20 protein-coding genes are annotated in these 23,810 nt (G+C 71.9%); 12 read left to right on the top strand and 8 right to left on the bottom strand.

Features of this window, described 5'->3' with window-relative positions; all coding sequences use genetic code 11:
- The first annotated feature begins 101 nt into the window (after positions 1-101).
- Entirely contained in the window at positions 102-656 is a 555-nt protein-coding gene (locus tag HC031_RS05530) for an inorganic diphosphatase (RefSeq protein ID WP_240942161.1), read from the top strand.
- 91 nt (positions 657-747) lie between these two features.
- Here the strand turns inward: HC031_RS05530 and eccD are convergent, their stop codons facing one another.
- Positions 748-2,133, bottom strand: coding sequence for a type VII secretion integral membrane protein EccD (gene eccD, locus HC031_RS05525; RefSeq protein ID WP_167924096.1), 1,386 nt, complete (start codon positions 2,131-2,133; stop codon positions 748-750).
- 104 nt (positions 2,134-2,237) lie between these two features.
- On the opposite strand from eccD, the gene eccCa reads away from it, so the two are divergent.
- Entirely contained in the window at positions 2,238-6,188 is a 3,951-nt protein-coding gene (eccCa, locus tag HC031_RS05520; RefSeq protein WP_167924095.1) for a type VII secretion protein EccCa, read from the top strand.
- 61 nt (positions 6,189-6,249) lie between these two features.
- Positions 6,250-7,557, top strand: coding sequence for a S8 family serine peptidase (locus tag HC031_RS05515; protein WP_205862324.1), 1,308 nt, complete (start codon positions 6,250-6,252; stop codon positions 7,555-7,557).
- Here HC031_RS05515 and HC031_RS05510 read toward each other — a convergent pair.
- From HC031_RS05510 to nth, 4 genes are read right to left on the bottom strand one after another with little or no spacing between them, the layout of a single operon-like run.
- Positions 7,475-8,659 carry a MarP family serine protease gene (locus tag HC031_RS05510; protein WP_338090491.1) on the bottom strand — a complete coding sequence of 395 codons (1,185 nt, stop codon included), beginning with the start codon at positions 8,657-8,659 and terminating at the stop codon, positions 7,475-7,477. The two genes, HC031_RS05515 and HC031_RS05510, sit on opposite strands and share 83 nt — an antisense overlap.
- Positions 8,660-8,663: 4 nt before the next feature.
- Positions 8,664-9,308 carry an NUDIX hydrolase gene (locus HC031_RS05505; RefSeq protein ID WP_167924435.1) on the bottom strand — a complete coding sequence of 215 codons (645 nt, stop codon included), beginning with the start codon at positions 9,306-9,308 and terminating at the stop codon, positions 8,664-8,666.
- A 59-nt stretch (positions 9,309-9,367) separates the two neighbouring features.
- Entirely contained in the window at positions 9,368-10,006 is a 639-nt protein-coding gene (locus HC031_RS05500) for a TlpA disulfide reductase family protein (protein WP_167924094.1), read from the bottom strand.
- Positions 10,003-10,782, bottom strand: a complete 780-nt coding sequence (nth, locus tag HC031_RS05495; protein ID WP_420813603.1) for an endonuclease III — start codon at positions 10,780-10,782, stop codon at positions 10,003-10,005. The genes HC031_RS05500 and nth overlap by 4 nt, the downstream gene beginning before the upstream one ends.
- 283 nt (positions 10,783-11,065) lie before the next feature.
- Between nth and HC031_RS05490 the strand changes: the two genes are divergently transcribed.
- Positions 11,066-11,743 carry a Crp/Fnr family transcriptional regulator gene (locus tag HC031_RS05490; RefSeq protein WP_167924093.1) on the top strand — a complete coding sequence of 226 codons (678 nt, stop codon included), beginning with the start codon at positions 11,066-11,068 and terminating at the stop codon, positions 11,741-11,743.
- Positions 11,744-11,901: 158 nt separating this feature from the next.
- Here HC031_RS05490 and HC031_RS05485 read toward each other — a convergent pair whose 3' ends face one another.
- Positions 11,902-12,543: an FMN-dependent NADH-azoreductase gene (locus HC031_RS05485; protein ID WP_167924092.1), complete on the bottom strand. Its 642-nt coding sequence runs from the start codon at positions 12,541-12,543 to the stop codon at positions 11,902-11,904.
- 101 nt (positions 12,544-12,644) lie between these two features.
- On the opposite strand from HC031_RS05485, the gene HC031_RS05480 reads away from it, so the two are divergent.
- The 8 genes from HC031_RS05480 (at position 12,645) to HC031_RS05445 (ending at position 22,102) form a co-directional block, all read left to right on the top strand.
- Positions 12,645-13,196 carry a MarR family winged helix-turn-helix transcriptional regulator gene (locus tag HC031_RS05480; protein WP_167924091.1) on the top strand — a complete coding sequence of 184 codons (552 nt, stop codon included), beginning with the start codon at positions 12,645-12,647 and terminating at the stop codon, positions 13,194-13,196.
- A gap of 96 nt (positions 13,197-13,292) precedes the next feature.
- Entirely contained in the window at positions 13,293-13,931 is a 639-nt protein-coding gene (locus tag HC031_RS05475) for a TetR family transcriptional regulator (protein WP_167924090.1), read from the top strand.
- Positions 13,928-15,616, top strand: a complete 1,689-nt coding sequence (locus HC031_RS05470; RefSeq protein ID WP_167924089.1) for an acyclic terpene utilization AtuA family protein — start codon at positions 13,928-13,930, stop codon at positions 15,614-15,616. Before HC031_RS05475 ends, HC031_RS05470 begins: the two co-directional genes overlap by 4 nt.
- Positions 15,613-16,731, top strand: a complete 1,119-nt coding sequence (locus HC031_RS05465; RefSeq protein WP_167924088.1) for an acyl-CoA dehydrogenase family protein — start codon at positions 15,613-15,615, stop codon at positions 16,729-16,731. Before HC031_RS05470 ends, HC031_RS05465 begins: the two co-directional genes overlap by 4 nt.
- A 4-nt stretch (positions 16,732-16,735) precedes the next feature.
- Positions 16,736-18,319, top strand: coding sequence for an acyl-CoA carboxylase subunit beta (locus HC031_RS05460; protein ID WP_167924087.1), 1,584 nt, complete (start codon positions 16,736-16,738; stop codon positions 18,317-18,319).
- Positions 18,320-18,324: 5 nt separating this feature from the next.
- Positions 18,325-20,262, top strand: coding sequence for an acetyl/propionyl/methylcrotonyl-CoA carboxylase subunit alpha (locus HC031_RS05455; RefSeq protein WP_167924086.1), 1,938 nt, complete (start codon positions 18,325-18,327; stop codon positions 20,260-20,262).
- Positions 20,263-20,292: 30 nt separating this feature from the next.
- The gene (locus HC031_RS05450) at positions 20,293-21,453 is read left to right on the top strand and encodes an acyl-CoA dehydrogenase family protein (protein ID WP_167924085.1); all 1,161 of its coding nucleotides are present in this window, start codon (positions 20,293-20,295) and stop codon (positions 21,451-21,453) included.
- Between the two features lie 226 nt (positions 21,454-21,679).
- Positions 21,680-22,102 carry an XRE family transcriptional regulator gene (locus HC031_RS05445; protein ID WP_167924084.1) on the top strand — a complete coding sequence of 141 codons (423 nt, stop codon included), beginning with the start codon at positions 21,680-21,682 and terminating at the stop codon, positions 22,100-22,102.
- Between the two features lie 7 nt (positions 22,103-22,109).
- Here the strand turns inward: HC031_RS05445 and HC031_RS05440 are convergent, their stop codons facing one another.
- Complete coding sequence (locus tag HC031_RS05440) at positions 22,110-22,613, bottom strand: hypothetical protein (RefSeq protein WP_205862322.1); 504 nt, start codon at positions 22,611-22,613, stop codon at positions 22,110-22,112.
- 53 nt (positions 22,614-22,666) lie between these two features.
- Positions 22,667-23,800 carry a serine/threonine-protein kinase gene (locus HC031_RS05435; RefSeq protein ID WP_338090489.1) on the bottom strand — a complete coding sequence of 378 codons (1,134 nt, stop codon included), beginning with the start codon at positions 23,798-23,800 and terminating at the stop codon, positions 22,667-22,669.
- Between the last annotated feature and the right edge of the window lie 10 nt (positions 23,801-23,810).

Below are 23,810 nucleotides of genomic sequence, written 5' to 3'. Positions count from 1 at the left end.
CCAGCCGACGGTAAGGACACTAGTCAACGACTGAAGCGTGGTTATGGTCGTCGCGGGAACTGTCCTGCGGGCGCAACGGGGCAAGCTAGAGGGAGCCGATTATGGAATTCGACGTCACGGTCGAAATCCCCAAGGGACAGCGCAACAAGTACGAGGTGGACCATGCCACCGGGCGAATTCGCCTGGATCGTACTCTTTTCACCGCGACACAGTACCCCGCGGACTACGGGTACATCGAGGGCACGCTCGGCGACGACGGGGACCCGTTGGACGCGCTGGTGCTCCTCCAGGAGCCGACGTTCCCCGGTTGCCTGATCCGGTGCCGGGCCGTCGGCATGTTCCGCATGACCGACGAAAAGGGCGGCGACGACAAGGTGCTCTGCGTGCCGGCCGAGGACCCGCGGCAGGAGCACCTGCGTGACATCCACCACCTGCCCGAGTTCGACCGGCTGGAGATCCAGCACTTCTTCGAGGTCTACAAGGACCTCGAGCCGGGCAAGAGCGTCGAGGGCGCGACCTGGGTCGGCCGCCACGACGCCGAGGCGGAGATCGAAGAGTCGCGGGAGCGCTACCGGCAGGGGATCGAGGACGGCACGTACCACGACCCGGGCGTGCACGTACAGCCGAAGGACCAGGGACAGCCGGCGCACGACTGAGCCTGGCGCGCGCGGATCGGCGCCGTGAGCGCCGGTCCGCGCGTCTCCTGAGGCGCCTGGCGCACAGCGCCTCAGGAGACCGCACAGCGCCTCAGGAGACCAGCGAACGGATCAGGCCGTACAGGCCGAGCACGGCGCAGGCGATCGGGATCACCGACACCACACACACCACGTCGAGCACGTCCGCGGCCCGGCCGAGGTAGGGCGACGGCGCCCGCCGGGCGTACCGCGCACCGGCCGTCGCGACCAGTACCGCCACGACCGCCGCGCTCAGCGCGCCGATCAGCGCCATCCCCGCGCCGCGCGCGACGAAGTACTCGGCGGCCAGCAGCACGAAACCGGCGACCCCGGCCGCGATCAACGACAGCCGCTGGCGGACCGTCGCGAACAGGCGCGCCCGGAGCAGCAGCGCCGCTGACGCGACGCCGATCAGCAGGCTCGCGGCGAGGTCATGGGTGCGCGACAGCATGAACGCCGACGCGACCCCGGTGACGGTCAGCCCCAACAGCATGCCGGTGAGGATCTCGTCGGTACGGGCGACAGCCGCGAACACACGCTGCCGGTCCGGCTGCGGCTCCAGCCCCTGACCACCCGCGGACAGATCGGCCGGCAGCGTGACGGCCGGCATCGGCAGCTTGCCGAGCCGGATCGCCAGCAGCGGCAGCCCGCCGATCCCGGCGACCAGGACGGCCAGCAGCGCGGCCGCGGCGCCCGCCGGCGAGGTCAGCTGGTCGACCAGCGCCGCGACCGCGCCCAGCACACCCGCGGTCACCCCGGCCACGAACAGGCGCAGCGCGTACCCGACGGCGACCGTGCCGAGCAGCGCCACGAGCAGCGTCACCGCGGATCCGACGAGAAGATTCCACGAGTCCGGGCCGCCCCGGTCGTCCCGCAGCACGAGCAGGCCGCCCACGAACCCGAACGGCAGCGCGTACGCCGCGAGCGTCGCGCCGACCGGGCCGTCGCCGTACGCGCGCGCCGCCACCACGCCGACGATCAGCAGCAGGGCACAGGCGCCCAGCGCGACGAACCCGGCGGCGGCCCACGGCGCTCCGGCACGCAGCACAGCGATCAACCCGACCGCCAGGACGAACCCCGCCGCCGCGAGCCCCGTCAGCCGGCTCGCCCGGCTGCTCCACCCCGCCCCGTACCGGCGGGCGCCGGCGGCGATCGCCTCCACGACGTCGTCGTACTCGAGCTCCGGCCACTCGGTGCGGGCCGGCACCAGGTGCAGGACCTCTCCGTCGCGCACGCCCTGTACGGAAAGTGACGAGCCGGGTGACAACGCGGCCCCGTCGGCGCGGCGCAGCAGCCAGCCGCCGTGCCGCTCACCGACGTCGGCCAACCCCTCCCCGGCGTGCGCGAGCAGCTCCGGCAGGAGCTCCGCGACGGGCACGGCGTCGGGCAACGCGACATCGACGCGTCTCTGTGGCGAACTGATCGTCAGCCGGGCTAAACCGGTAGCTTGGGCAGGCACCCGGTACTCCTACCATGAACGACCGGCCAGACGGAACTCGTATCGACCGCCTACCATCCCTCCGTGACCGTGCACAGCGAGCGAACCGGAGGCGAGGTGACGGCATGAGCACCGTCGTCGTCAAGCGCCTACCCCGGCGGCCGGCCCCGGAGATCCCCACGGGCGAGGTAGCCGTCGACGCGCCACCCGAGATTCCCCAGGCGACGAACGCGCGCCTGCAACAGCTCCTGCAGATGGTGCCGATGCTCGCCGGCACGATCGCGACCGCGCTGCTGTTCTCCCGCGGGTCGGGCGGCGGCACGTACTCGTACATCGTCGGCGGCATCTTCGGCGTCTCGACGCTCGGCATGCTCGCCACCTCGTGGTCGAACTCGGGCCCGAAGAAGTCCGAGATGATGGCGGCCCGCCGCGAATACCTGCGCCACCTGGCGGTGCTGCGCAGACAGGTCCGCGAGACGGCGCAGCGGCAGCGGACCGGCCTGTTCTACCGGCACCCGGATCCGAAACAGCTGTGGTCGACCGTCGACAGCCACCGCCTGTGGGAGCGGCGGGCCGGCGACGGCGACTTCGGCATCGTGCGGGTGGGGTTGGGGCCGCAGACCCTGGCCACCCCGCTGGTCCCCCCGATGACGCGGCCGCTGGAGGATCTCGAGCCGATGACGGCGGGGGCGCTGCGGCGCTTCCTCGACGCCTACTCCATCGTTCCCGACCTGCCGGTCGCCGTCTCGGTACGCGGCTTCTGGCGGGTCTATGTGCGCGGCGCGTCGGCCGCCCGGCCCGGCGGTGGCCCGGCGACCTCGGACGCCGCCCGCGGACTCGTACGGGCCATGATCGCCCAGCTGGCCGTGTTCCACGCGCCGGACGACCTGCTGATCGCCGTGTGCACCGCGCCCGAGCGGCGCGCCGAGTGGGAGTGGGTGAAATGGCTCCCGCACAACCTGCACCCCTCCAAGGTGGATGCCATCGGGCCGGTACGCCTGGTCGCGACCACCGCCGCCGAGCTGGAGCAGCGGCTGGACGACCTGCTCGCCAACCGTCCCCGGTTCACCCCCGGTGGCAGCACCGGCCCGCACCTGGTCGTCATCCTCGACGGCGGTGAGCTGGCCGGCAGCGCCCACCTGGCCACCGACGGCGGGGTGGACGGGGTGACCCTGCTCGACCTCGACTCCCCGCCGCCGCGGCTGCTCGACCGGACCATGATCGTGCTCGACCCGACCGGTCCCGGCGGGCGGCTGCAGACCCTCTCCGCCGAGGACTCCGGCGAGGTCGGCACGGCCGACTCGCTCGGGCGGGCGGAAGCGGAGGCGCTCGCCCGACGCCTCGCGCCGCTGCGGTTGGCGGCCGCGGCGCGCTCGAGCGACGCCCCGATGAGCCGCGACCTGGGCCTGGAGGAGCTGCTCGGGCTCGGCGACCCGTACGCGTTCGACCCAGCCCGGGCATGGACGCCGCGGCCGCACCGCGACCGGCTGCGGGTGCCGATCGGCATCGGCCGGGACGGGCAGACCGTCGAGCTGGACCTCAAGGAGTCCGCGCAGGACGGCATGGGCCCGCACGGCCTGCTCATCGGCGCGACCGGCTCCGGCAAGTCGGAGGTGCTGCGCACGCTCGTGCTCGCCCTGGCGGCGACGCACCCCTCCGAGACGCTGAACTTCGTGCTGGTGGACTTCAAGGGCGGCGCGACCTTCACCTCGCTGGACAAGCTGCCCCACGTCGCCGCGGTGATCACCAACCTGGCCGACGAGCTGCCGCTGGTCGACCGGATGGTCGACGCCATCAACGGCGAGCTGGTGCGCCGCCAGGAGCTGCTGCGGCGCGCCGGCAACTTCGCGTCGGTACGTGACTACGAGAAGGCGCGCGCCGGCGGCGCTCCCCTCGCGCCGCTGCCCAGCCTGCTGATCATCTGCGACGAGTTCTCCGAGCTGCTCACCGCGAAGCCGGACTTCATCGACCTGTTCGTGCAGATCGGCCGGGTCGGCCGGAGCCTCGGCGTGCACCTGCTGCTGGCCAGCCAGCGTCTCGAGGAGGGCCGGCTGCGCGGGCTGGAGACCCACCTGTCGTACCGGATCGGCCTGCGGACCTTCTCGGCCCTGGAGTCGCGTACGGTGCTCGGCGTCCCGGACGCGTACGAGCTGCCCCGCTCGCCGGGGCACGGCTACCTCAAGTCCGGCACCGAGCCACTGGTCCGGTTCAAGGCGGCGTACGTGTCCGGACCGTACCGGCGGCCCGGGGAGCACACCACGGCCGACGGGCGCCGGATCGGCAGCCGGGTGCAGGTCTTCAGTACGCACTACGCGCCCGTACCCGAGCTGCCGCAGGCCCCCGCCGCACCGGTGGCCGAAGGCGAGAGCCTGCTCGACATCCTCGCCGGCCGGCTGGCCGGCCAGGGGATCCCGGCCCACCAGGTGTGGCTGCCGCCGCTGGCCACCCCACCGAGCCTCGACGAGGTGGTCGGCCCGGTCGCGGTCGACCCGGCCCGGGGCCTGTCGGTGGCCAACCCGCAGCTGCGCGGCCGTCTCCAGGTGCCGGTCGCGCTGGTCGACAAGCCGTTCGAGCAGCGCCGCGACCTGCTGTGGCTGCAGCTGGACGGCGCCGCCGGCCATGTCGCCGTCGTCGGCGGGCCGCAGAGCGGCAAGTCGACCGCCCTGCGCACCTTGATCACGGGTCTCGCGCTCACCCACACCCCGGCCGAGGCGCAGGTGTACTGCCTGGACTTCGGCGGCGGGCAGCTGTCGGGGCTCCGGGAACTGCCGCACGTCGGCGGCGTGTCGGGGCGGATGGACACCGCCGCGGTGCGGCGCACGGTCGGCGAGGTGGCGACCCTGCTGGCCGACCGGGAGCGGCGCTTCGCGGCCCTCGGCGTGGACAGCATGGCCACCTACCGGCGGACCGCGACCCACGCGGCCGGAGACCAGCCGACCGGTGACGTGTTCCTGGTCGTGGACGGCTGGGGCACGCTGCGCAGCGAGTACGACGACCTCGAGGCGGTCGTCACCGACATCGCCACCCGCGGCCTGTCGTACGGCATCCACGTGGTCGCCGCGGCGTCGCGGTGGATGGACTTCCGGCCAGCGATCCGCGACCTGTTCGGCTCCCGCCTCGAGCTGCGCCTGGGCGACCCGGGCGACTCGTCGGTCTCCCGCAAGGCCGCGGCGAACGTACCCGAGCGCACCCCGGGGCGTGGGATCACCGCCGAGCAGCTGCACTTCCTCACGGCGTTGCCGAAGCTGGCCGGCGGGGAGCCGGCCGACCTGGTCAAGCAGATCGCGGCGGCCTGGACCGGCGCACCGGCGCCACGGGTGCGGATGCTGCCGGCGGTCGTGCCGTACTCGGCGATCGCGCATGTCCGCGACGAACGCGAGCCGCTGTCGCTGCCGATCGGCATCGCCGAGGCCGACCTGCGCCCGGTGCTGGTCGACTTCGATTCCGAGCCGCACTTCCTGCTCTTCGGCGACTCCGAGTCGGGCAAGTCGACGTTCCTGCGCGCGCTCGCGACCACGATCACCAGCCGGTTCACGCCGGAGCAGGCCCGGATCATCCTGGTCGACTACCGGCGCAGCCTGCTGGGCGCGGTGCAGACCGAGCACCTCATCGGGTACGGGACGGCGGCCGCGCACACGCAGGAGTTGACGCAGTCGGTCGCGGCGTACATGGAGACCCGCCTGCCACCCGCTGACGTGACACCGGAGCAGATGCGTACCCGCTCGTGGTGGAGCGGGCCCGAGTGCTTCGTGCTCGTCGACGACTACGACCTGGTCGCCACGGGGCCGAGCAACCCGCTGCTGCCGCTGCTGGACTACCTGGCCCAGGCGCGTGACGTCGGGCTGCACGTGGTCATGACGCGGCGTAGCGGCGGTGCGGGTCGGGCCCTGTTCGAACCGGTGATCCAGCGGCTGCGCGAGCTGTCCTCACCGGGTCTCATCCTGTCCGGTGACCGCGACGAAGGGCCGCTGCTGGGCAACGTCCGCCCCTCGTTGCAGCCACCCGGACGCGGCTGGCTGGTCACCCGGAGGGAAGGCGCCCGGCTCATCCAGGTGGCACACGTTCCGTCGAGCTAAGGAATTCTTAACGTTCGGCGGAGTCTCACACCGGGTGAAGAGCGGCCACAATATAGCCACCATGATCCGACCCCCTCGGACCCTTCGCGCCGTGCCCCGTACGGTCTCCGCAGCCGTCGCCTGCGTCGTGGCCGCCGCGGTCGTGGGCGCGGGCGCACCGGCACCCGCCTACGCCGACGCGATCCGCGACGAGCAGTACCAGCTGCGCGCCCTCGACGTGCCGACGGCATGGCGGACCTCGACCGGCGCGGGGGTGACGGTCGCGGTGCTCGACTCCGGGGTGGATGCCGGCCACCCCGATCTGGCCGGCCAGGTGCTGCCCGGCGCCGACTTCGTCGACGGCACCACCGATGGCAGGCGCGATTTCGTCGGCCACGGCACCACGGTCGCGGCGCTGATCGCGGGCCGGAACGACAAGGACTCGGGTGTGGCCGGCATCGCGCCGGGGGCGAAGATCCTGCCGGTCCGCGTACTGGACAAGGACAACAAGTACGACGACGCGACGGTGGTGGCGAAAGGCCTGCGCTGGGCGGTCGACCACGGCGCCACGGTCGCCAACCTGTCGCTGGGCGGAGGCATCCGCAGCGACGCTCTCGCCGATGCCCTCGCGTACGCGGCCGACCACGACGTGGTCGTCGTCGCCTGTACCGGCAACGTGACGCCCGGCAGCAACCTCACCGAGGTGTGGTATCCGGCGCGCGAACCCGGCGTGCTGGCGGTGGCCGGGCTGACGGACGCGCCACAGGCCGGTGCGGCGCCCGGCGGCGGAGTCGCGGCGGGCGGCGGCGTCGGTGGCAGCGCCGACCAGCTGTGGACCGGGTCCCTGACCGGTCCACCGACCGTCCTGACTGCGCCGGCGGTCAACCTGATCGGCGCCCGCCCCGGCGGGTACTGGCGGGTGCAGGGCACCAGCTTCGCGGCTCCGATGGTCGCCGGCGTCGCGGCCCTGGTGCGCGCGCGCTGGCACGACCTCGACGCCGACAACGTCGTCAACCGCCTGATCCGCACGGCCCGCGACCTCGGCCCGCCGGGCCGCGACGACCGGTACGGCTACGGCGAGGTCGACCCGGTCGCGGCGCTCACCACACAGCTACCGGTCGTGCGCCGCAACCCGCTCCTCCCGCCGCAGGCGCAGCCGTCACCGTCCGCCTCCGGGCGGGCCGACCGTTCCCGGCCGGCGTTCGTCAGCCGCGCCGGCCGCCCGTGGCTGACCCCGCGGCTGGTACTGGTCGGCTTCGCCGTGAGCCTCGTCGTACTCGTCCTGACGCTGGTCGTGGCGGCGACCGTCAATCGGCGCAGTTGCCGGTGCTCGTGGCCTGGGTGCGGCCCTGACCCGCCTGCGCGACCGACGCCGCCTCCTCCGCCGTGATGGCGAAGCCGGTCTCCGGATCGTCGGCGGCAGCGGCGAAGATGACGCCGAGGACGGAGCCATCGGTGCCGAGCATCGGGCCGCCGGAGTTGCCGCTGCGCACCAGCCCCTTGATGGTGTACACCTCGCGGGTGACCTTGCCGGCGTTGTAGATGTCGGGGCCGGTGATCTCGCGCCGGTCACGCACCCGGGCGCTCTGCGCGTCGTACGGCCCGTCGAGCGGGAAGCCGAGCACGATTGCGTCGGATCCGCTGTCGACGGGGCGGCCGAACTTCATGACCGGCCCCCGCAGCCCGGGCACGTAGAGCACGGCGAGGTCCCGCTCGGGGTCGTAGACGACGACCTGGGCGGACCGGCGCACGCCGTTGACCTCGACGGTGTTGCCACGGGTGCCGGCGACGACGTGCGCGTTGGTCATGATGTGGTCGGGCGAGTAGATGAAGCCCGACCCCTCGATGCGCCGGGAACACGAGGGAGCCGTGCCGAGCACCTTGACGACCGAGCTGCGCGCGCTCAGGACGAGCGGCGAGCTGGCCAGGGTGGGGTCGGGCGCCGGGACCTGGCGTACCTGGGTGGGGGTCAGGGCACCGAACACGTCCGGGAAGCCACGGGTGTCGACGGTCTGGCGCAGCCGGCGCGACAGTACGTTGGCTTCCGGCGGCATGACGCCGTTGACGGTGCCCAGGATCGCCGAGTTCTTGACCGATCGCGCCAGCCAGGGCAGCGACGACGAGCCGAGCGGCAAGGCGACCAGCCACGCCACGAGCAGCACGGCGAGTACGGAAACCAACGCGCCGCCCAGATCGTCCAGGCGGCGCGCGGAGGGGCTGCTGACCGCTTCCCGCAGTTTCGCTCCGACAAAGCCGGCGGCCGCCTGCCCGATCGCGGCGATGCCGAAGACGGCCGCCAGTGACACGAGCACCCGGATGGGATCGTCATTGAAGTGCCGGGCGAACATCGGTCCCAGCTGCAGCCCGACGAGGGCGCCGCCGAAGAATCCGACGAAGGACAGCAGTCCGATGAGGAAGCCCTGCCGGTAGCCGTTCAGGGCGAACACGAGCATCAGACCGATGAGTATGAGATCAACTACGGTGCCGGGCACGGCTTCAGCGTACGGGTGCGGATCCAGAACCCGGCAAGCCCTCGACTCGGTCGATCGGCCATGGCACGGACCAACCGCCCATCTCTAGCAAAGTGGACAGGACCCCGGCGGTGAACCCCCAGACCAGCATGCCCCGTACGCGAAACGCCGGGCCGATCCACCCGCTCGGGTGCCGGACCCGCAGCCGGTTGGCCGGATCCACCAGCTCGGCGATCGGCAGGCGCTCCACCCGCGCCACCTCGGCCGGGTCCATGGGCCGCACCGGGTGCGGGCTGTGCCACCAGGCGAGGACAGGCGTGACGTGGAAGTCACTCACCGGTATCCACAGGGTCGGCAGCTGGGTGACGACCCGGGCGCTCGTCGGGTCGAGGCCGACCTCTTCGGTCGCCTCCCGCAGCGCGGTCGCGGCGGCGTCGGTGTCGCCCGGATCGCACGCGCCACCGGGGAAGGCCGGCTGGCCGGCGTGGTTTCGCAGCGTGTCGGCCCGCTGCAGCACCAGCACGTCCGGGCCGCCGCCGGCGCCGTCCTCGCCGAGCAGGATGAGGACCGCGCTCTCCCGACGGGCGCGTTCGGGCGTGGGCAGGCGGGTGAAGTCGCTCGCCTCGGCCAGCGCCAGCCGGTTCAGGAGCGGCCGCCACCACGCCGGCAGGCTGTCACGGTGGCCGTTGTCGTGGGCGGATACCCCCGCCGACGCGTCGCGACGGTCGCTCACGCCGCCACCCCGAGGTGTTGGTGTACGAGGCCGGCGAGCGTCGCGTCGTCCAACGGTCGGCCGCTGTACCGGTAGGCCACCCGACCGTGGGCGTCCACCAGCAGCGTCGTGGGGGTGGCCACCGGTGGACCGATCCGACTCTGAAGCGTGGCCCGCTCGTCGTAGAGCATCGGGAAGGTGAGCCGGAAGTCGTCGATCACCGACTGGGGCTTGCTGCGGATCGGGTCGCGCGTGATCACACCTACCACCTGTACCCGCCCGGCGGCCCGATCGGCGAATCGCTGGATCTGCGGCAGCTCGGTCAGGCACGGCTGACACCAGGAGGCCCACAGGTTGATCACGGCGGGGGTGCCCAGCCGCCCCAGCCGCACCGGCTGCCCACCCACGAAGCACGGCAGCGTCAGGTCGAGCACGGGCCCATCAGCGGCCCTACCGGGCGACGCGCCAGCCGTTCCGGACGACACGCCGGCCGTTCCGGACGGCGCTGGTGACGGCAGGCAGGACGGACCGGACGGCGCCGTAGCGGCGCCGTCCCGCGCGCCGTTCGCGCCACCGCCGGCCGGCTCCGAGGTGCACCCTGCGAGGACAAGCACCGCCAGGACCAGCGCGGTGGCCGCCCCACGCAGCCGGCTCATCGAGCCTTCGCCTCCCGGTGCTGCCGCGCCAACTCGGTCAGCTCCGCCACGCGGGGCCCTTTGAGCAGCTTCGCGGCGGTCTCGAACTCGGTGGGCCCGAGACCGTACGACGGGCAGTCGCCGGCGAGGACACAAGCGCCACAGGCGGGCTTGCGGGCGTGACAGACCCGCCGGCCGTGGAAGATCACCCGATGCGAGAGCATCGTCCAGTCGCGCCGCTCGACGAGCGCGCCGACGGCGTGCTCGATCTTCACCGGATCGGTCTCGGCGGTCCACTTCCAGCGCTGTACGAGGCGGGAGAAGTGGGTGTCGACCGTGATGCCGGGGACGTCGAACGCGTTTCCGAGGATCACGTTGGCGGTCTTGCGGCCGATGCCGGGCAACGTGACGAGCTCGTCGAGCGTACGCGGAACCTCGCCGTCGAACCGTTCGACCAGCGCCTGGCCGAGCTTGATCAATGAGTCGGCCTTGTTCCGGAAGAACCCGGTCGGCTTGATCATCTCTTCCAGCTCGGCACGCTCGGCGCCGGCGTAGTCCGCAGCCGCCCGGTAGCGGGCGAACAGCTTCGGCGTCACCTCGTTGACCCGCTGATCGGTGCACTGCGCGGACAGGATCGTCGCCACGGCCAGCTCGAGCGGGCTGCCATGGTCCAGCTCGCAATGTGCATCGGGGTGCACTTCCGCGAGCACTCGCGCCATCCGCCGGGCACGCCGCTTGCGCCCCAGCTCCGTTTCCTGACCGGCCACGGCTCGCAGCCTACGTCGCCGGTACGACACCGTTGTCGGCACGACACCGTTGTCGGCACGGCAGGTGCGCGGGCGCGTGGACCGGCGAACGAGCCGCGCACGACAAAAGCGGGCTAACTGTCCGAAATCAGTACTGGCTTGACCAGGTGGTGGACAATTGCCGGGCCCACGACCGGATATGCTGCCGATGCCGGGCGCCTACCCTGCGCCGGGTGGATGGCATACCTACTGGTAGGTATGCCTAGACTGGCTCGCAGCAGGCGTTGCCGAACACCCCCACCGGCGACGCACTCTTGAGCGACAGAGGTGACGCATGGACGAGGTACTTGCCCGGAGCGGGATCTTCCAGGGTGTGGACCCGGAGGCAGCGGATGTCCTCGTCAAGGAGATGGACACCGTCGAGGTCCGCAAGGGCGAGGTGGTCTTCAGCGAGGGCGAGCCGGGCGACAGCCTGTACATCGTGCTCTCCGGCAAGATCAAGGTTGGTCGGCGGGCTGCCGACGGTCGGCAGAACCTCATCGCGGTGATGGGCCCGAGCGACATGGTCGGCGAGCTGTCGCTGTTCGACCCCGGTCCGCGGACGGCGACGGCGACCGCGGTCGTCGACACCCGCCTGGCTCGGCTGCGCAAGACGGCCCTGCGGCCGTGGCTGACCAACCGACCGGAGATCGCGGAGCAGTTGCTGCGGGTGCTCGCGCGCCGGCTGCGGCGGACCAACGACGCGCTCGCCGATCTGATCTTCACTGACGTTCCGGGCCGGGTGGCCAAGAACCTGCTGCAGATGGCGGGCCGGTTCGGCACCCGCGACGGCGGCGTGCTGCGGGTGACCCACGACCTGACCCAGGAGGAGCTGGCCCAGCTCGTCGGCGCCTCGCGGGAGACCGTCAACAAGGCCCTCGCCGACTTCGCGTCGCGTGGATGGCTGCGCCTCGACGGCAAGAGCGTGATCATTCTGGACCCCGAGCGCCTCGCGCGCCGGGCCCGCGTCTGACCCGTACCCCGACCAACAGGCGAAGGCCGCCGCGATCGGATCGCGGCGGCCTTCGCATTTTCGGCAAGGGTACGGTTCAGACCGCTTTTCGGCAGTAGCCCGGCTCGGACCGCGGCACCGGTCCGCGCGACTCAGACCGCGGCACCGGCCCGTCCGACTCAGACCGCGGCACCGGTCCGCGAGGCGATCGTCCGGCCGTGCTCGCGCGCCGCCTCGTGCGCGTCGCGCAGCGACTGCTCGGCGAGCCCGCGCAGCTCCGCCATGGCGGGGTTGACGCCGGCAAGGGTCAGCTCGGCCTCCGCCACCTGCAGGTCGAGGCCGAGGACGTCGGCGAAGATGCGCTTCAGGTACGGGGTGGCGTGGTCCCAGCCCTCACGGGGAGTGCCCGGGCCATAGCCGCCGCCCCGGGCGACCACGAGCACCGCGGGGCGCCCGGCGAGGGGCCGGTCTCCGGACGGCCCCAGCCGCGGATCGGTGAGGATCACGTCCATCCACGCCTTCACGTGGTGGGGGACGCCGTAGTTGTACAGCGGGACCGCGAACAGGTAGGCGTCCGCTCCGACCAGCTCGTCGGCGAGCGAGGTGGCCAGCGCGGCGGCCTCTTCCCGCTCCTCAGCGGTCGAGGGGTCGCCGACCAGGCTCATCCATGCGCGCGCGGGTACGGGATCGACCCCCAGGTCACGGCGGATCACCGGGACGTCCGGATGCTCGGCCTGCCAGGCGGCCTGCACGGTGTCCGCGACTTCACGGGAGTACGAGCCGTTGGTGCGGACGCTGGCGTCAAGACGGAACAGGGTCAAGGGAGCTCCTTGGGCGAGAGGTGTGCTGCCTGTTAGATAATCTGTCAGACAGAACATCTGTCTAACAGCCCTTCATTCCCCGATCCGATTAACATGGACGGATGGTGCCCGAGATCACGTCCACCCCCTGCGACGACGCCGCACGCGTGTGCGGCGCTCTCGACGCGGATCTGGGCTGGGCGCTGGGCGTCGTCTTCCGCTCCTACCTGAAGGTCACCAACGCCGTGCTGGCTGACGTGCCCGGCGGGCCCCGGGGTTACCAGGTGCTGGCTTCGGCGGCGGGCGGCCGACCGGGCACCCAGCTCGCCCTTGCCCAGCAGTTGGGGGTCGACCGCACCGTCATGACGTACCTACTGGACGACCTGGAACGGGCCGGCCTGGTCGAGCGCCGACCGGACCCCACCGACCGGCGCGCCCGACGCATCGCGGTGACCGGCCATGGTGAGGAGATCCTGGCCCGGCTGACCGAACGGCTCCGGCAGGCCGAGGAGCACCTGCTGGGGTCGCTGGACGACCCGGACCGGGCGACGTTCCGGACCATCCTGCAACGCCTCGCGACCCGGATCGACGACCTGGATCCCACGCCGGACGCGTGCACGGTCGCTCGGGAGATCACCGAAACGCCGACCCCGCCGCGCCGCGTCTCCGCCTGACCACCACCGCGTCTCCGCCCAGCCGCCACCGCGCCATGACCTGTCCTGAAAAAAATCAGTCTTGACTGTTTGTTTCGCGCTGGCGAGGCTGGTCGGGTGACCGCCACCCGCGCTCCCCAGCAGGAGCGCAGCCGCGTGACCCGGCAGCGCCTGCTCGAGGCGACCGTCGAATGCCTGGTGGAGTTCGGCTGGTCCGGCACGTCGACCGCGGTCGTCGCCGAGCGCGCCGGCGTCTCGCGCGGCGCCCAGCTGCACCACTACCCCACCCGCACGGCGCTCGTGCTGGCCGCCGTTTCGCACCTGGCCGAGCGGCGGGCGGCGGAGATCCGGGCAGAGGCCTCCGCCGCGATGGGAGACAGCGCAGGCGGCCCACACGCCGACGACCTCGAACACCGGGTGGACCGCGTCGTCGACCTGCTCGCGGCCGCGTTCACCGGCCCGCTGTTCGTGGCCGCGCTCGAGGTGTGGATGGCCGGTCGTACCGATCCCGAGCTCAGAGCGGCGCTCGTGCCGCTGGAGGCCCGGGTCGGGCGCGAGATGCACCGGCTCGCCGTGGAACTGCTGGGCGCCGACGAGACCAGACCGGGCGTACGGGAGACCGTGCAGGCGACCCTCGACCTGCTCCGGGGACTCGGAGTCGCCAACCTGCTCAGCGACGACTCGCGCCGCCGCGAGCAGCTACTGGATGTGTGGAAGCGCCAACTGGTCGACGTGATCCGGGAGCCGGCGAAATGACCCGCACCCTGCGCATCGGCAACGCCTCCGGCTTCTACGGCGACCGCTTCACCGCCTGGCGTGACCTGCTCGACGGCGGTGAGCTGGACGTGCTGACCGGCGACTACCTGGCCGAGCTGACCATGCTGATCCTCGGCCGCGACCGCGCGAAGGACGCCCGAACCGGGTACGCGAAGACGTTCCTGCGCCAGATGGAGCAGTGCCTCGGCACGGCGCTCGACCGGGGCGTCAAGGTCGTCACGAACGCCGGCGGCCTCAACCCGTTCGGCCTCGCCGAGGGGCTGAAGGCGCTGAAGGCACTGCGGCCGGATGCAAAGATCGGGATCGTCGACGGCGACGACGTCACGGCGCGCTTTCCCGGTGCGTTGACGGCCAACGCCTACCTCGGCGCCTTCGGGATCGCCGAGTGCCTGGCTGCCGGCGCGGACATCGTGGTGACCGGACGGGTCACCGACGCCTCGCTCGTGGTCGGGCCGGCGATCGCGCACTTCGGCTGGTCCCGCGACGATTTCGACGCGCTGGCCGGCGCGACCGCCGCCGGGCACGTCCTCGAGTGCGGCGCGCAGGCGACCGGCGGCAACTACGCCTTCTTCACCGAACTGCCCGACTCCGGCCGCCGGCCCGGCTTCCCCATCGCCGAACTCCACTCCGACGGCTCCGCCGTCATCACCAAACACCCGGGCACCGGCGGCGCCGTCACGCCTGAGACGATCACCGCCCAACTGCTGTACGAGATCGGGGCGCCGGCGTACGTCGGCCCCGACGTGGTCACGCACTTCGACACGATCCGGCTCCGCGAGGACGGCCCCGATCGGGTACGCATCGAGGGTGTCCGGGGCAGCGCTCCCCCGCCCACGCTGAAGGTGGGCGTGAGCACCCTGGCCGGCTACCGCAACGCCATGACGTTCGTGCTGTGCGGCCTGGCCATCGAGGCCAAGGCGGCGCTGGCCCGCGCCCAGCTGGAGGACGCGGTCGGCCCCGACGGGCTGGAGTTCACCCTCGCCCGTACCGACCACCCGGACGCCGGCACCGAGGAGGCGGCGAGCGCGCTGCTGCACGTACACATCACCGACGGCGACGCCCGCCGGGCCGGACGCGCGTTCTCACAGGCCGCGGTGGAGCTGGCGCTCGCGTCGTACCCGGGTTTCACGCTGACCGGGCCGCCCGGCGACGCCACCCCGGTCGGGGTGTTCACCGCCGAGTTCGTGCCGCAGTCCGACGTGCCGCACACGGCGGTGCTGCCGTCCGGCGAACGGGTGCCGATCGCTCCCCCGCCCATCGTCGGCACGGAGAGCGCCCCGCCCGCCGTCCACGGCGCGGCGGCGGCGCCAACCGGTCCGACGCGCCGGGTGCCGCTCGGCACGGTGGCGGGGGCCCGCTCCGGGGACAAGGGCGGGGACGCGAACCTCGGCGTCTGGGCGCGCACCGACCGGTCGTACGGGTGGCTGCGGGACTTCCTCACCGTCGAGCGGGTGCGCGAACTGCTGCCGGAGACCGACGCGCTCGCCATCGACCGGTACGAGCTGCCCAACCTGCGGGCGCTCAACTTCGTCCTCCACGGGCTGCTCGGGCGCGGGGTGGCGGCGTCCACCCGGTTCGACCCGCAGGCCAAGGCGCTCGGCGAGTGGCTGCGCTCCCGGCTGGTCGACATACCGGAGGAGATCGTGCCCGAGGAACTGCTGTGAACGACCCCTTCGGCACGCCGGAGCGGCGGGCGCTGCGGGACCTGACCCGCCGCTTCGTCGACAACGAAGTCAGCCCGTACCTGGACGACTGGGAGCGGGCCGGCGAGGTTCCCCGCGAACTGCACGGGACAGCGGCGCGGATCGGGCTGCTCGGTATCGGCTTCCCCGAAGAGGTCGGCGGCTCTGGCGGGGACCTGCGCGACCGGATCGTCGTCACCGAGGAGCTGATCCTGGCGGGCGGCTCGTCGGGACTGGTCGCGGCCCTGTTCACGCACGGCATCGCGCTGCCGCACATCGTGGACAGCGGCGACGGGGCGCTGATCGACCAATATGTCCGACCAACGTTACAAGGCGAGAAGATCGGCGCGCTCGCCGTCACCGAGCCCGACGGCGGCTCCGATGTGGCGGCGATCCGCACCCGGGCGGTCCGCACAGGCGACCACTTCGTCGTCAACGGCTCGAAGACGTACATCACCAGCGGCGCCCGGGCCGACTTCGTCACGACTGCCGTGAAGACCGACAACGGGATCTCGCTGCTCGTCATCGACCACCCGACCGTGACCCGCCGGCTGGAGAAGATGGGCTGGCACTGCTCCGACACGGCCGAGCTGGCCTTCACCGACACGACAGTGCCGGCCAGCCACCTCGTGGGCCCGGAGGGCACCGGGTTCGCCCAGCTCATGCGGCACTTCGCGACCGAGCGGATCTCGCTCGCCGTCAGCGCGTACGCGACCGCGCAGCGCTGCCTGGACCTGACGATCCACTGGGTGTCCGACCGACACACGTTCGGCAGACCACTCGCCAGCCGGCAGGTGGTCCGGCACCGGATCGCCGACCTGGCCCGCCGGATCGACGTGGCCCGCACGTACGTCCGGCACGTAGCGGCCCGGATCAACGCAGGCGAGCCACTGGTCGCCGAGGTGGCGATGGCGAAGAACACCGCCGTCGAGGTCTGCGACAGCGCCGTCGACCAGGCCGTACAGCTGCACGGCGGGCTCGGCTACCTGCGCGGCACGGAGGTGGAGCGGCACTACCGCGACGCCCGGATCCTGGGGATCGGCGGCGGCACCACCGAGATCATGAACGAGCTCATCGCGAAGCAACTGGGGGTGTGACGGCATGCCGGTACTCGATTCGCGCCTCGATCCCCGGTCGTCGTCCTACGAGGACAACCGGGCCGCGATGCTGCAGCGCCTCGCCGAGCTGGACACCGCACTCCGGCAGGCGGTACAGGGCGGCGGCGACAAGTACGTCGAAAGACACCGCAAGCGCGGCAAGCTGCTCGCCCGCGAACGCGTCGAGCTGCTGCTGGACCGGGACGCACCGTTTCTGGAGCTGGCCGCGCTCGCCGGCTGGGGCACCGACAGCGGCGTCGGCGCCGGGGTGGTGACCGGAATCGGCGTGGTCGAGGGCGTCACCTGCATGGTCATCGCCAACGACCCGACGGTACGCGGCGGCGCGGTCAACCCGTACTCGTTGAAGAAGACGCGGCGGGCCGCCGAGATCGCGCGCGTCAACCGGCTGCCGCTGATCAACCTCGTCGAGTCGGGCGGCGCCGACCTGCCCAACCAGGCCGAGATCTTCATCCCGGGCGGCGGCGTCTTTCGCGACCTCACCCAACTGTCCGCCGCCGGCATTCCGACGATCGCGGTCGTGTTCGGCAACGCGACGGCCGGTGGCGCGTACATCCCCGGCATGTCCGACTACACGATCTTCGTACGGGACCGGGCGAAGGTGTTCCTGGCCGGTCCGCCGCTGGTCAAGATGGCCACCGGCGAGGACACCGACGACGAGGCGCTGGGCGGCGCGGCCATGCACGCGACGACGTCCGGCCTGGCCGACTTCCTCGCCGAGGACGAGCGGGACGCGATCCGGCTGGCTCGCGCGACGGTCGCCCGCCTCAACCGGCGCCCCACCCTGCCGGGGATCAGCGACCCGCCCAGATACGACGCCGAGGACCTGCTCGGGATCCCGTCGGCCGACCCACGGATCCCGTTCGATCCCCGCGAGATCCTGGCCCGGATCCTCGACGGCAGCGAGTTCGACGAGTTCAAACCGGCGTACGGCACCGCGCTGTGCACCGGCTGGGGCCGAATCCACGGCTGTCCGGTGGGGATCCTCGCCAACGCCCGGGGCATCCTGTTCTCCCAGGAGGCGCAGAAGGCGGCGCAGTTCATCCAGCTCGCCAACCAGTCCCGTACCCCGCTGCTGTTCCTGCAGAACACCACCGGGTACATGGTGGGCACCGAGTACGAGCAGGCCGGCATCATCAAGCACGGCGCCCTGATGATCAACGCGGTGGCCAACTCGACCGTCCCGCACCTGACGGTCACCATCGGCGCCTCGTACGGGGCCGGCAACTACGGCATGTGCGGCCGGGCGTACGACCCCCGGTTCCTGTTCACCTGGCCGAACGCCAAGTCCGCGGTGATGGGCCCGGCGCAGCTCTCCGGCGTGCTGTCGATCATCGCCCGGCAGGCCGCCCAGGCCAGGGGGAAGCCGTACGACGAGGAGCGGGACGCGCAGATGCGGGCCATGGTCGAGCAGCAGATCGAGCAGGAGTCGGCGGCGTTGTTCCTGTCCGGCCGCCTGTACGACGACGGCGTGATCGACCCGCGCGACACCCGTACCGTGCTGGGTCTCTGCCTGTCGGTCGTGCAGCACGAGGCGGACCGCCCCGGCTACGGCGTCTTCCGGATGTGATGACGATGATTGAACGACTTCTGGTCGCCAACCGGGGTGAGATCGCCCGCCGGGTCTTCGCCACCTGCCGCACGGCCGGCATCGAGACGGTGGCCGTGTACGCCGACGCCGACGCGGACTCCCCGCACGCTGTCGAAGCCGATTTCGCGGTGCGCCTGCCGGGAAGCGCCCCCGCCGACACCTATCTGCGCGCCGACCTGCTCATCGAGGCCGCGCGCAAGGCCGGCGCGGACGCGGTGCACCCCGGATACGGGTTCCTGTCGGAGAACGCCGAGTTCGCCCGCGCCGTCCTCGACGCCGGGCTGACCTGGGTCGGCCCGCCGCCCAAGGCGATCGCGGTCATGGGCTCCAAGTTGGAGGCCAAGGCCCTGCTGGCCGAGGCCGGGGTACCGATGCTGCCCACCTGGACCGACCCGGGCGAGGTCACCGACTTCCCCGTCCTCGTGAAGGCGTCCGCGGGAGGCGGCGGCCGGGGCATGCGGATCGTGCGCGACGCGGAGTCGCTCGCCGACGCGGTGGCGGCCGCCCGGCGCGAGGCCGCCGCGGCCTTCGGCGACGGTACGGTCTTCTGCGAGCGGTACGTCGAGGCCGCCCGCCACGTCGAGGTGCAGGTGCTCGCCGACTCGCTCGGCAACGTGGTGACCCTCGGTGAGCGGGAGTGCTCGATCCAGCGCCGCCACCAGAAGATCGTCGAGGAGACCCCGTCGCCGGCGGTGACGCCGGCGCTGCGCGAGAGGCTGTGTGCCGCGGCGACCGCGGCGGCGCGGGCGATCGGCTACGTGGGCGCCGGCACGGTGGAGTTCCTGCTGGCGGACTCCGGCGACTTCTACTTCCTGGAGATGAACACCCGGCTGCAGGTCGAGCACCCGGTGACCGAGTGCGTAGCCGGCGTCGACCTGGTACGTCTGCAACTGCTGATCGCCGAGGGCGGCCCGCTTCCGTTCGACGGTCCACCGCCGATGCGCGGCCACGCGATCGAGGTCCGCCTGTACGCCGAGGATCCCGCAGCCGGTTGGCTGCCGTCGACCGGCACGCTGCACCGGATCGCCGTACCCGGGGTCTCGGGGTCGTTCGGGCCGTTGCCCGCGCCCGGGTTGCGGCTGGACTCGGGCGTGTGCGACGGCTCCCTTGTCGGGGTGCACTACGACCCGATGCTCGCGAAGGTGATCGCCTGGGCGCCGACGCGGACGGAGGCGGCGCGGATGCTGGCCACAGCGCTGGCCGGCAGCCGGATCCACGGTCTGGTCACCAACCGGGATCTGCTGGTACGCGTCCTGCGGCACCCGTCGTTCCGCGCCGGGGACACCGACACCGGCTTCCTGGAGGCGCACCCGGAGGTTTTCGCACCGCTCCTGTCCGACCTCGGCCTGCCGGGCCTCGCGGCTGCGCTCGCCCGAGCAGCGGAACGGTCGTCCCGCTCGTCGCTGCCGTCGGGCTGGCGCAACGTCCCGTCCGCGCCGCAGACCGTCACCTTCGGCGAGATGGAGATCCGCTATCGGCTCGACCGCGACGGGGCCCTGGTGGAGCCGCCGGGAATCGCCCTCGTCTCCGCCACCCCTGATCGGGTCGTGCTCAGCGTCGACGGCGTGCGCCGGTCGTACTCGGTCCACCGGGTCGGCGATGTGTCGTATGTGGACGGACCGGACGGCTCGGTGGCACTCACCGAGGCACCGCGGTTCCCGTTGCCCACTCCGGACGCGACGGAGGGCTCCCTGGTGGCCCCGCTGCCGGGCACCGTGGGCCGGGTCCTCGTCACGCCAGGTCAGCCGGTCGCCGCCGGTGACCTGCTGCTCACGCTCGAGGCGATGAAGCTCGAGCATCCCGTGTACGCGCCAGTCGACGGCGTGGTGGCCGACCTGCGCGTCGAACCCGGCTCGCAGGTGGAGCGCGGCGCCGCACTTCTCATGATCACGGAAACTCTTCCGTGCTCGGACACGGAATAGTTTCCGTGATCACGCCAGGAGGGGAGAACCATGGACTTCGAACCCACCGCCGAGCAGCGGCTGCTCCGCGACTCCGTCGCGGCCCTCGGTAAGCGCTTCGGCCACTCCTACTACGTCGACAAGGCCAAGGCCGGAGAGCACACCGACGAACTGTGGACCGAGGCGGGCAAGCTCGGCTACCTCGGCGTGAGCGTGCCGACCGAGTACGGCGGCGGTGGCAGCGGCATCACCGAACTGGCGATCGTCTGCGAGGAGCTTGCCGCGGCCGGCTGCCCATTGCTCCTGCTCGTGGTCTCGCCGGCCATCGCGGCCACGATCGTCGCCAAGCACGGCACGGGCGCGCAGCGGGCGGCGTACCTGCCCGGCTTCGCGGACGGGACGCTGAAGGTCTGCTTCGCGATCACCGAGCCCGACGCCGGCTCCAACTTCCACCGCCTGGCGACGGTGGCGCACCCCGACGGCGACGGGTACGTGCTGTCCGGCCGCAAGGTCTTCATCTCCGGCGTCGACGAATGCTCGTACGTGCTGGTCGTCGCCCGGATGGCCGACGAGCGGACCGGCCGATTGAGCCCGGCGCTGTTCCTGGTCCCGACGGACGCGCCCGGGCTGACCGTGACGAAGATCGGCATGGAGATCGTGTCACCGGAGAACCAGTTCATGCTGTTCTTCGACGGGGTCCGGGTGCCGGCCGACGCCCTGATCGGCGGGTCGGCCGAGGCGGGCCTGCCCGCGCTGTTCAGCGGCCTCAACCCCGAGCGGATCACGGTCGCCGCGATGAGTATCGGCACCGCCCGGTACGCGCTGGAGCGGGCATCGTCCTATGTGTCCGGACGGTCCGTCTGGGGCCGGCCCGTCGGCGCGCATCAGGGCGTGGCGCACCCGCTGGCCCACGCGGCGATCCAGGTCGAGCTGGCCAGGTTGATGATCGCAAAGGCGGCCTTCCTGTACGACGCCGGCCGCGACCTCGAAGCCGGGGCCGCCGCGAACATGGCCAAGTACGCCTCGGCCGAGGCCGCGGTGCTCGCCGTCGACACGGCGATACAGGTGCACGGCGGCAACGGCATGACCACCGAGTACGGGGTGGCCACGCTGATGGGCGGCGTACGCGCCGGGCGGATCGCTCCGGTGTCCCGCGAGATGATCCTCAACTACGTGGCCCAGCACGTGCTCGGCCAGGAGAAGTCGTACTGACGGCCATCACCCCCGGCGGACCGCCCCGGCTGGGGCGTGCGCTCGGCGTACCTGCGCGACCCGGAGGACAACCTCGTCGAGATACAGACCTACTGACGGCCTGCGCGAGCGGCGCAACGGCAATGCCGGTGGCGATTGCGCGGCGACCTGGGAAATGTTGATGCGGCCAACCGATGGGCGTAGCATATTTGTTACGTTTCCCGAGTGGGAAGTCGAAGGAGATGCTGTGGACCACACGCGTAGCGCGTTCTGGGATGACCTGGCCGAGAACCTCAACGACCCTGAGTTCCTGCGCGCCTACATCGTCGAGTCCATGCAGATCCAGACCGTGGACCGCCTGGTCAACGAACTCGACGCCGCCCGGGCGGCGGCAGGGATGACCAAGGCTGATGTCGCACGGGCGATCCTTGCCAACGACGCCGCGATCCGGCGGTTATTCACCCAAGCGGGTGGCAACCACACCGTGGGGACGATGTCAGCGGTCGCCGCCGTATTCGGACTCCGACTGACTTTCGAGCCGCTGCCGGAGGCAGAGCGCGCCCACATCACCGAGCCCCTGCTTACAGGAATCGCCGACGACCCGCACGCCCTCGCGGAGCACCTGGCCGAGATGCGGCAGTCCGGCCGAAAGGTACCGGCTTCGGTCTGACCCTGATTCAGGCCAGCGACCGGGGGTTGCGGGCCAGGTACTCCTGGCCGAGCATCCGTACACCCTTGTAGTCAGCGTCGGACAACGCTGTCCGAAACGGCTTGTCCAAGCCCGCGACGACCACCAGCAGCGGGCGGGGGACGCCTTTGGCCTCATAATCCAACAGGCAGTAGAGGCGGTAGTGGTGACGCTTCGGGCCATCGGCGCGGACCTCGAACCAGCCCGCCATCTCGCCTTTCATCGCTTCCCAGTAACCGCCGCCCGAAAATCGTTTCGGCGGCGCGGCGGCCACCTCCACAAGGACGGCCATCATCTTCGCGCGCACCGCTGCCGGGCACGCCCTCAGGAACTCCCGGCCAGGAATACTCTCGCTCGGGTCGGCGTCACGATGGCGACGGAAATAGACCACGTCGTGCGCGTCATCGGAGGACGGCGCGACACGCACCGTCGACGGGACGTCCGGCCGATGGCGAGGGGTCCGGCTGCGGCGAGCCCGACGATCAGGCGACATACCGTCGGACCGTAACCGTCACCTCTGACAATCAGCGGGACGCTGAGAGCCTGTCAGCTCGCCGCGTGACCGGGCCGCAGCCAATGCCCAAGGCTGAACCCGGTAGCGGGGCGGGAGGCGCCGCCAGGAGCCTCCAGGTGCGCGGTGTCCCCATCTGACGGCGGCGGGTACGGGCGCGTTTCGTCGTCGTACCGGCGCGTCCGCTCGTCGTCGCCCGCGAAGCCGCTCCCGGCCGACCTGGCGGCGTCGGAGCTCCCGTCCGGGCGACCGCGTCCGGCCCAGGCGGCATAACCGCCGAACTCGCTCGGCCCCCAACTGGGGGCACCGAAGACCGGTCGCCAGTTGCGCGCCGCCGACCGGCTCCCGCCGAGGTCGAAGTCGAGTGCGAGCAGGGAGTCGCGTAGCTCCACCGCCGTCGGCCGCCGGTGCTCGTCGTTCGCCATGCCCGCGCGCAGCAGCGCCATCAGGTCGGCCGGCACGCCCGGCACATCGGGGATCGGCTCACCGAACATGTCCACGATGGCCGCCTGGCCGGGGTTGGCGCCGTCACGCCAGCGGGCCGGACGCCCATACATCAATGCGTACAACGTCGCGCACAGCGCGTACACGTCGACGGCGGGGGACGGTGACTCGCACCGGAACATCTCCGGCGGGGCGTAGGCCGGCGTCAGCACGTCGAGGGCGATCGCGTGGTCGCGGACCTCGGCCAGGACGGCCAGCCCGAAGTCGGCCAGCTGAGGCTCGCCGAAGCGGGAGATCAGCAGATTCGCCGGCTTGACGTCGCGGTGCAGCACGCCGAGGGCGTGGGCGTCGGCCAGCGCATCAGCTATCTTCACCCCGACGTCGCGCGCTTCGACCGGAGACAGCGGATTGGTCTTCATGCGTTCGGCGTACGACGCCTCGCACAGCTCCATGATCAGATAAGGGTGGCCGTTGCCGGTCACCCCCGCGTCGAACAGGTCGATGACGTTCGGGTGGCCCGACATGCGGCCGGCGGCGCGCGCCTCCCGCAGGAACCGGTGCTGATCCCGCTCGTTTTCCAGGCGCCGGTTCTCGACCTTCACCGCCACGTCGCGGCCGACCGACTCCTGCACCGCCCGGTAGACCGTGGCGTAACCGCCCCGGGCCAGCACGGACAGCCCGGTCAGGCCGGGCACCGTGGGCACGGTCGCTCGCGCATCGGTCACGCTAGAAAAA

This window comes from Planosporangium thailandense (assembly GCF_011947195.1).
In the GTDB taxonomy this organism is placed as follows: Bacteria; Actinomycetota; Actinomycetes; order Mycobacteriales; family Micromonosporaceae; genus Planosporangium; species Planosporangium thailandense.
Note: the sequence above shows the minus strand (reverse complement) of the source record. Positions and strands in the feature narration are given on the sequence as shown.

What these genes read in the sequence shown, in the direction of transcription:
- HC031_RS05530 (WP_240942161.1), top strand. Translation starts at nt 102, where the DNA reads ATGGAATTCGACGTCACGGTCGAAATCCCCAAGGGACAGCGCAACAAG.
- eccCa (WP_167924095.1), top strand. Translation starts at nt 2,238, where the DNA reads ATGAGCACCGTCGTCGTCAAGCGCCTACCCCGGCGGCCGGCCCCGGAG.
- HC031_RS05515 (WP_205862324.1), top strand. Translation starts at nt 6,250, where the DNA reads ATGATCCGACCCCCTCGGACCCTTCGCGCCGTGCCCCGTACGGTCTCC.
- HC031_RS05500 (WP_167924094.1), bottom strand. Translation starts at nt 10,006, where the DNA reads ATGAGCCGGCTGCGTGGGGCGGCCACCGCGCTGGTCCTGGCGGTGCTT.
- HC031_RS05490 (WP_167924093.1), top strand. Translation starts at nt 11,066, where the DNA reads ATGGACGAGGTACTTGCCCGGAGCGGGATCTTCCAGGGTGTGGACCCG.
- HC031_RS05480 (WP_167924091.1), top strand. Translation starts at nt 12,645, where the DNA reads ATGGTGCCCGAGATCACGTCCACCCCCTGCGACGACGCCGCACGCGTG.
- HC031_RS05470 (WP_167924089.1), top strand. Translation starts at nt 13,928, where the DNA reads ATGACCCGCACCCTGCGCATCGGCAACGCCTCCGGCTTCTACGGCGAC.
- HC031_RS05460 (WP_167924087.1), top strand. Translation starts at nt 16,736, where the DNA reads ATGCCGGTACTCGATTCGCGCCTCGATCCCCGGTCGTCGTCCTACGAG.
- HC031_RS05455 (WP_167924086.1), top strand. Translation starts at nt 18,325, where the DNA reads ATGATTGAACGACTTCTGGTCGCCAACCGGGGTGAGATCGCCCGCCGG.
- HC031_RS05450 (WP_167924085.1), top strand. Translation starts at nt 20,293, where the DNA reads ATGGACTTCGAACCCACCGCCGAGCAGCGGCTGCTCCGCGACTCCGTC.
- HC031_RS05440 (WP_205862322.1), bottom strand. Translation starts at nt 22,613, where the DNA reads ATGTCGCCTGATCGTCGGGCTCGCCGCAGCCGGACCCCTCGCCATCGG.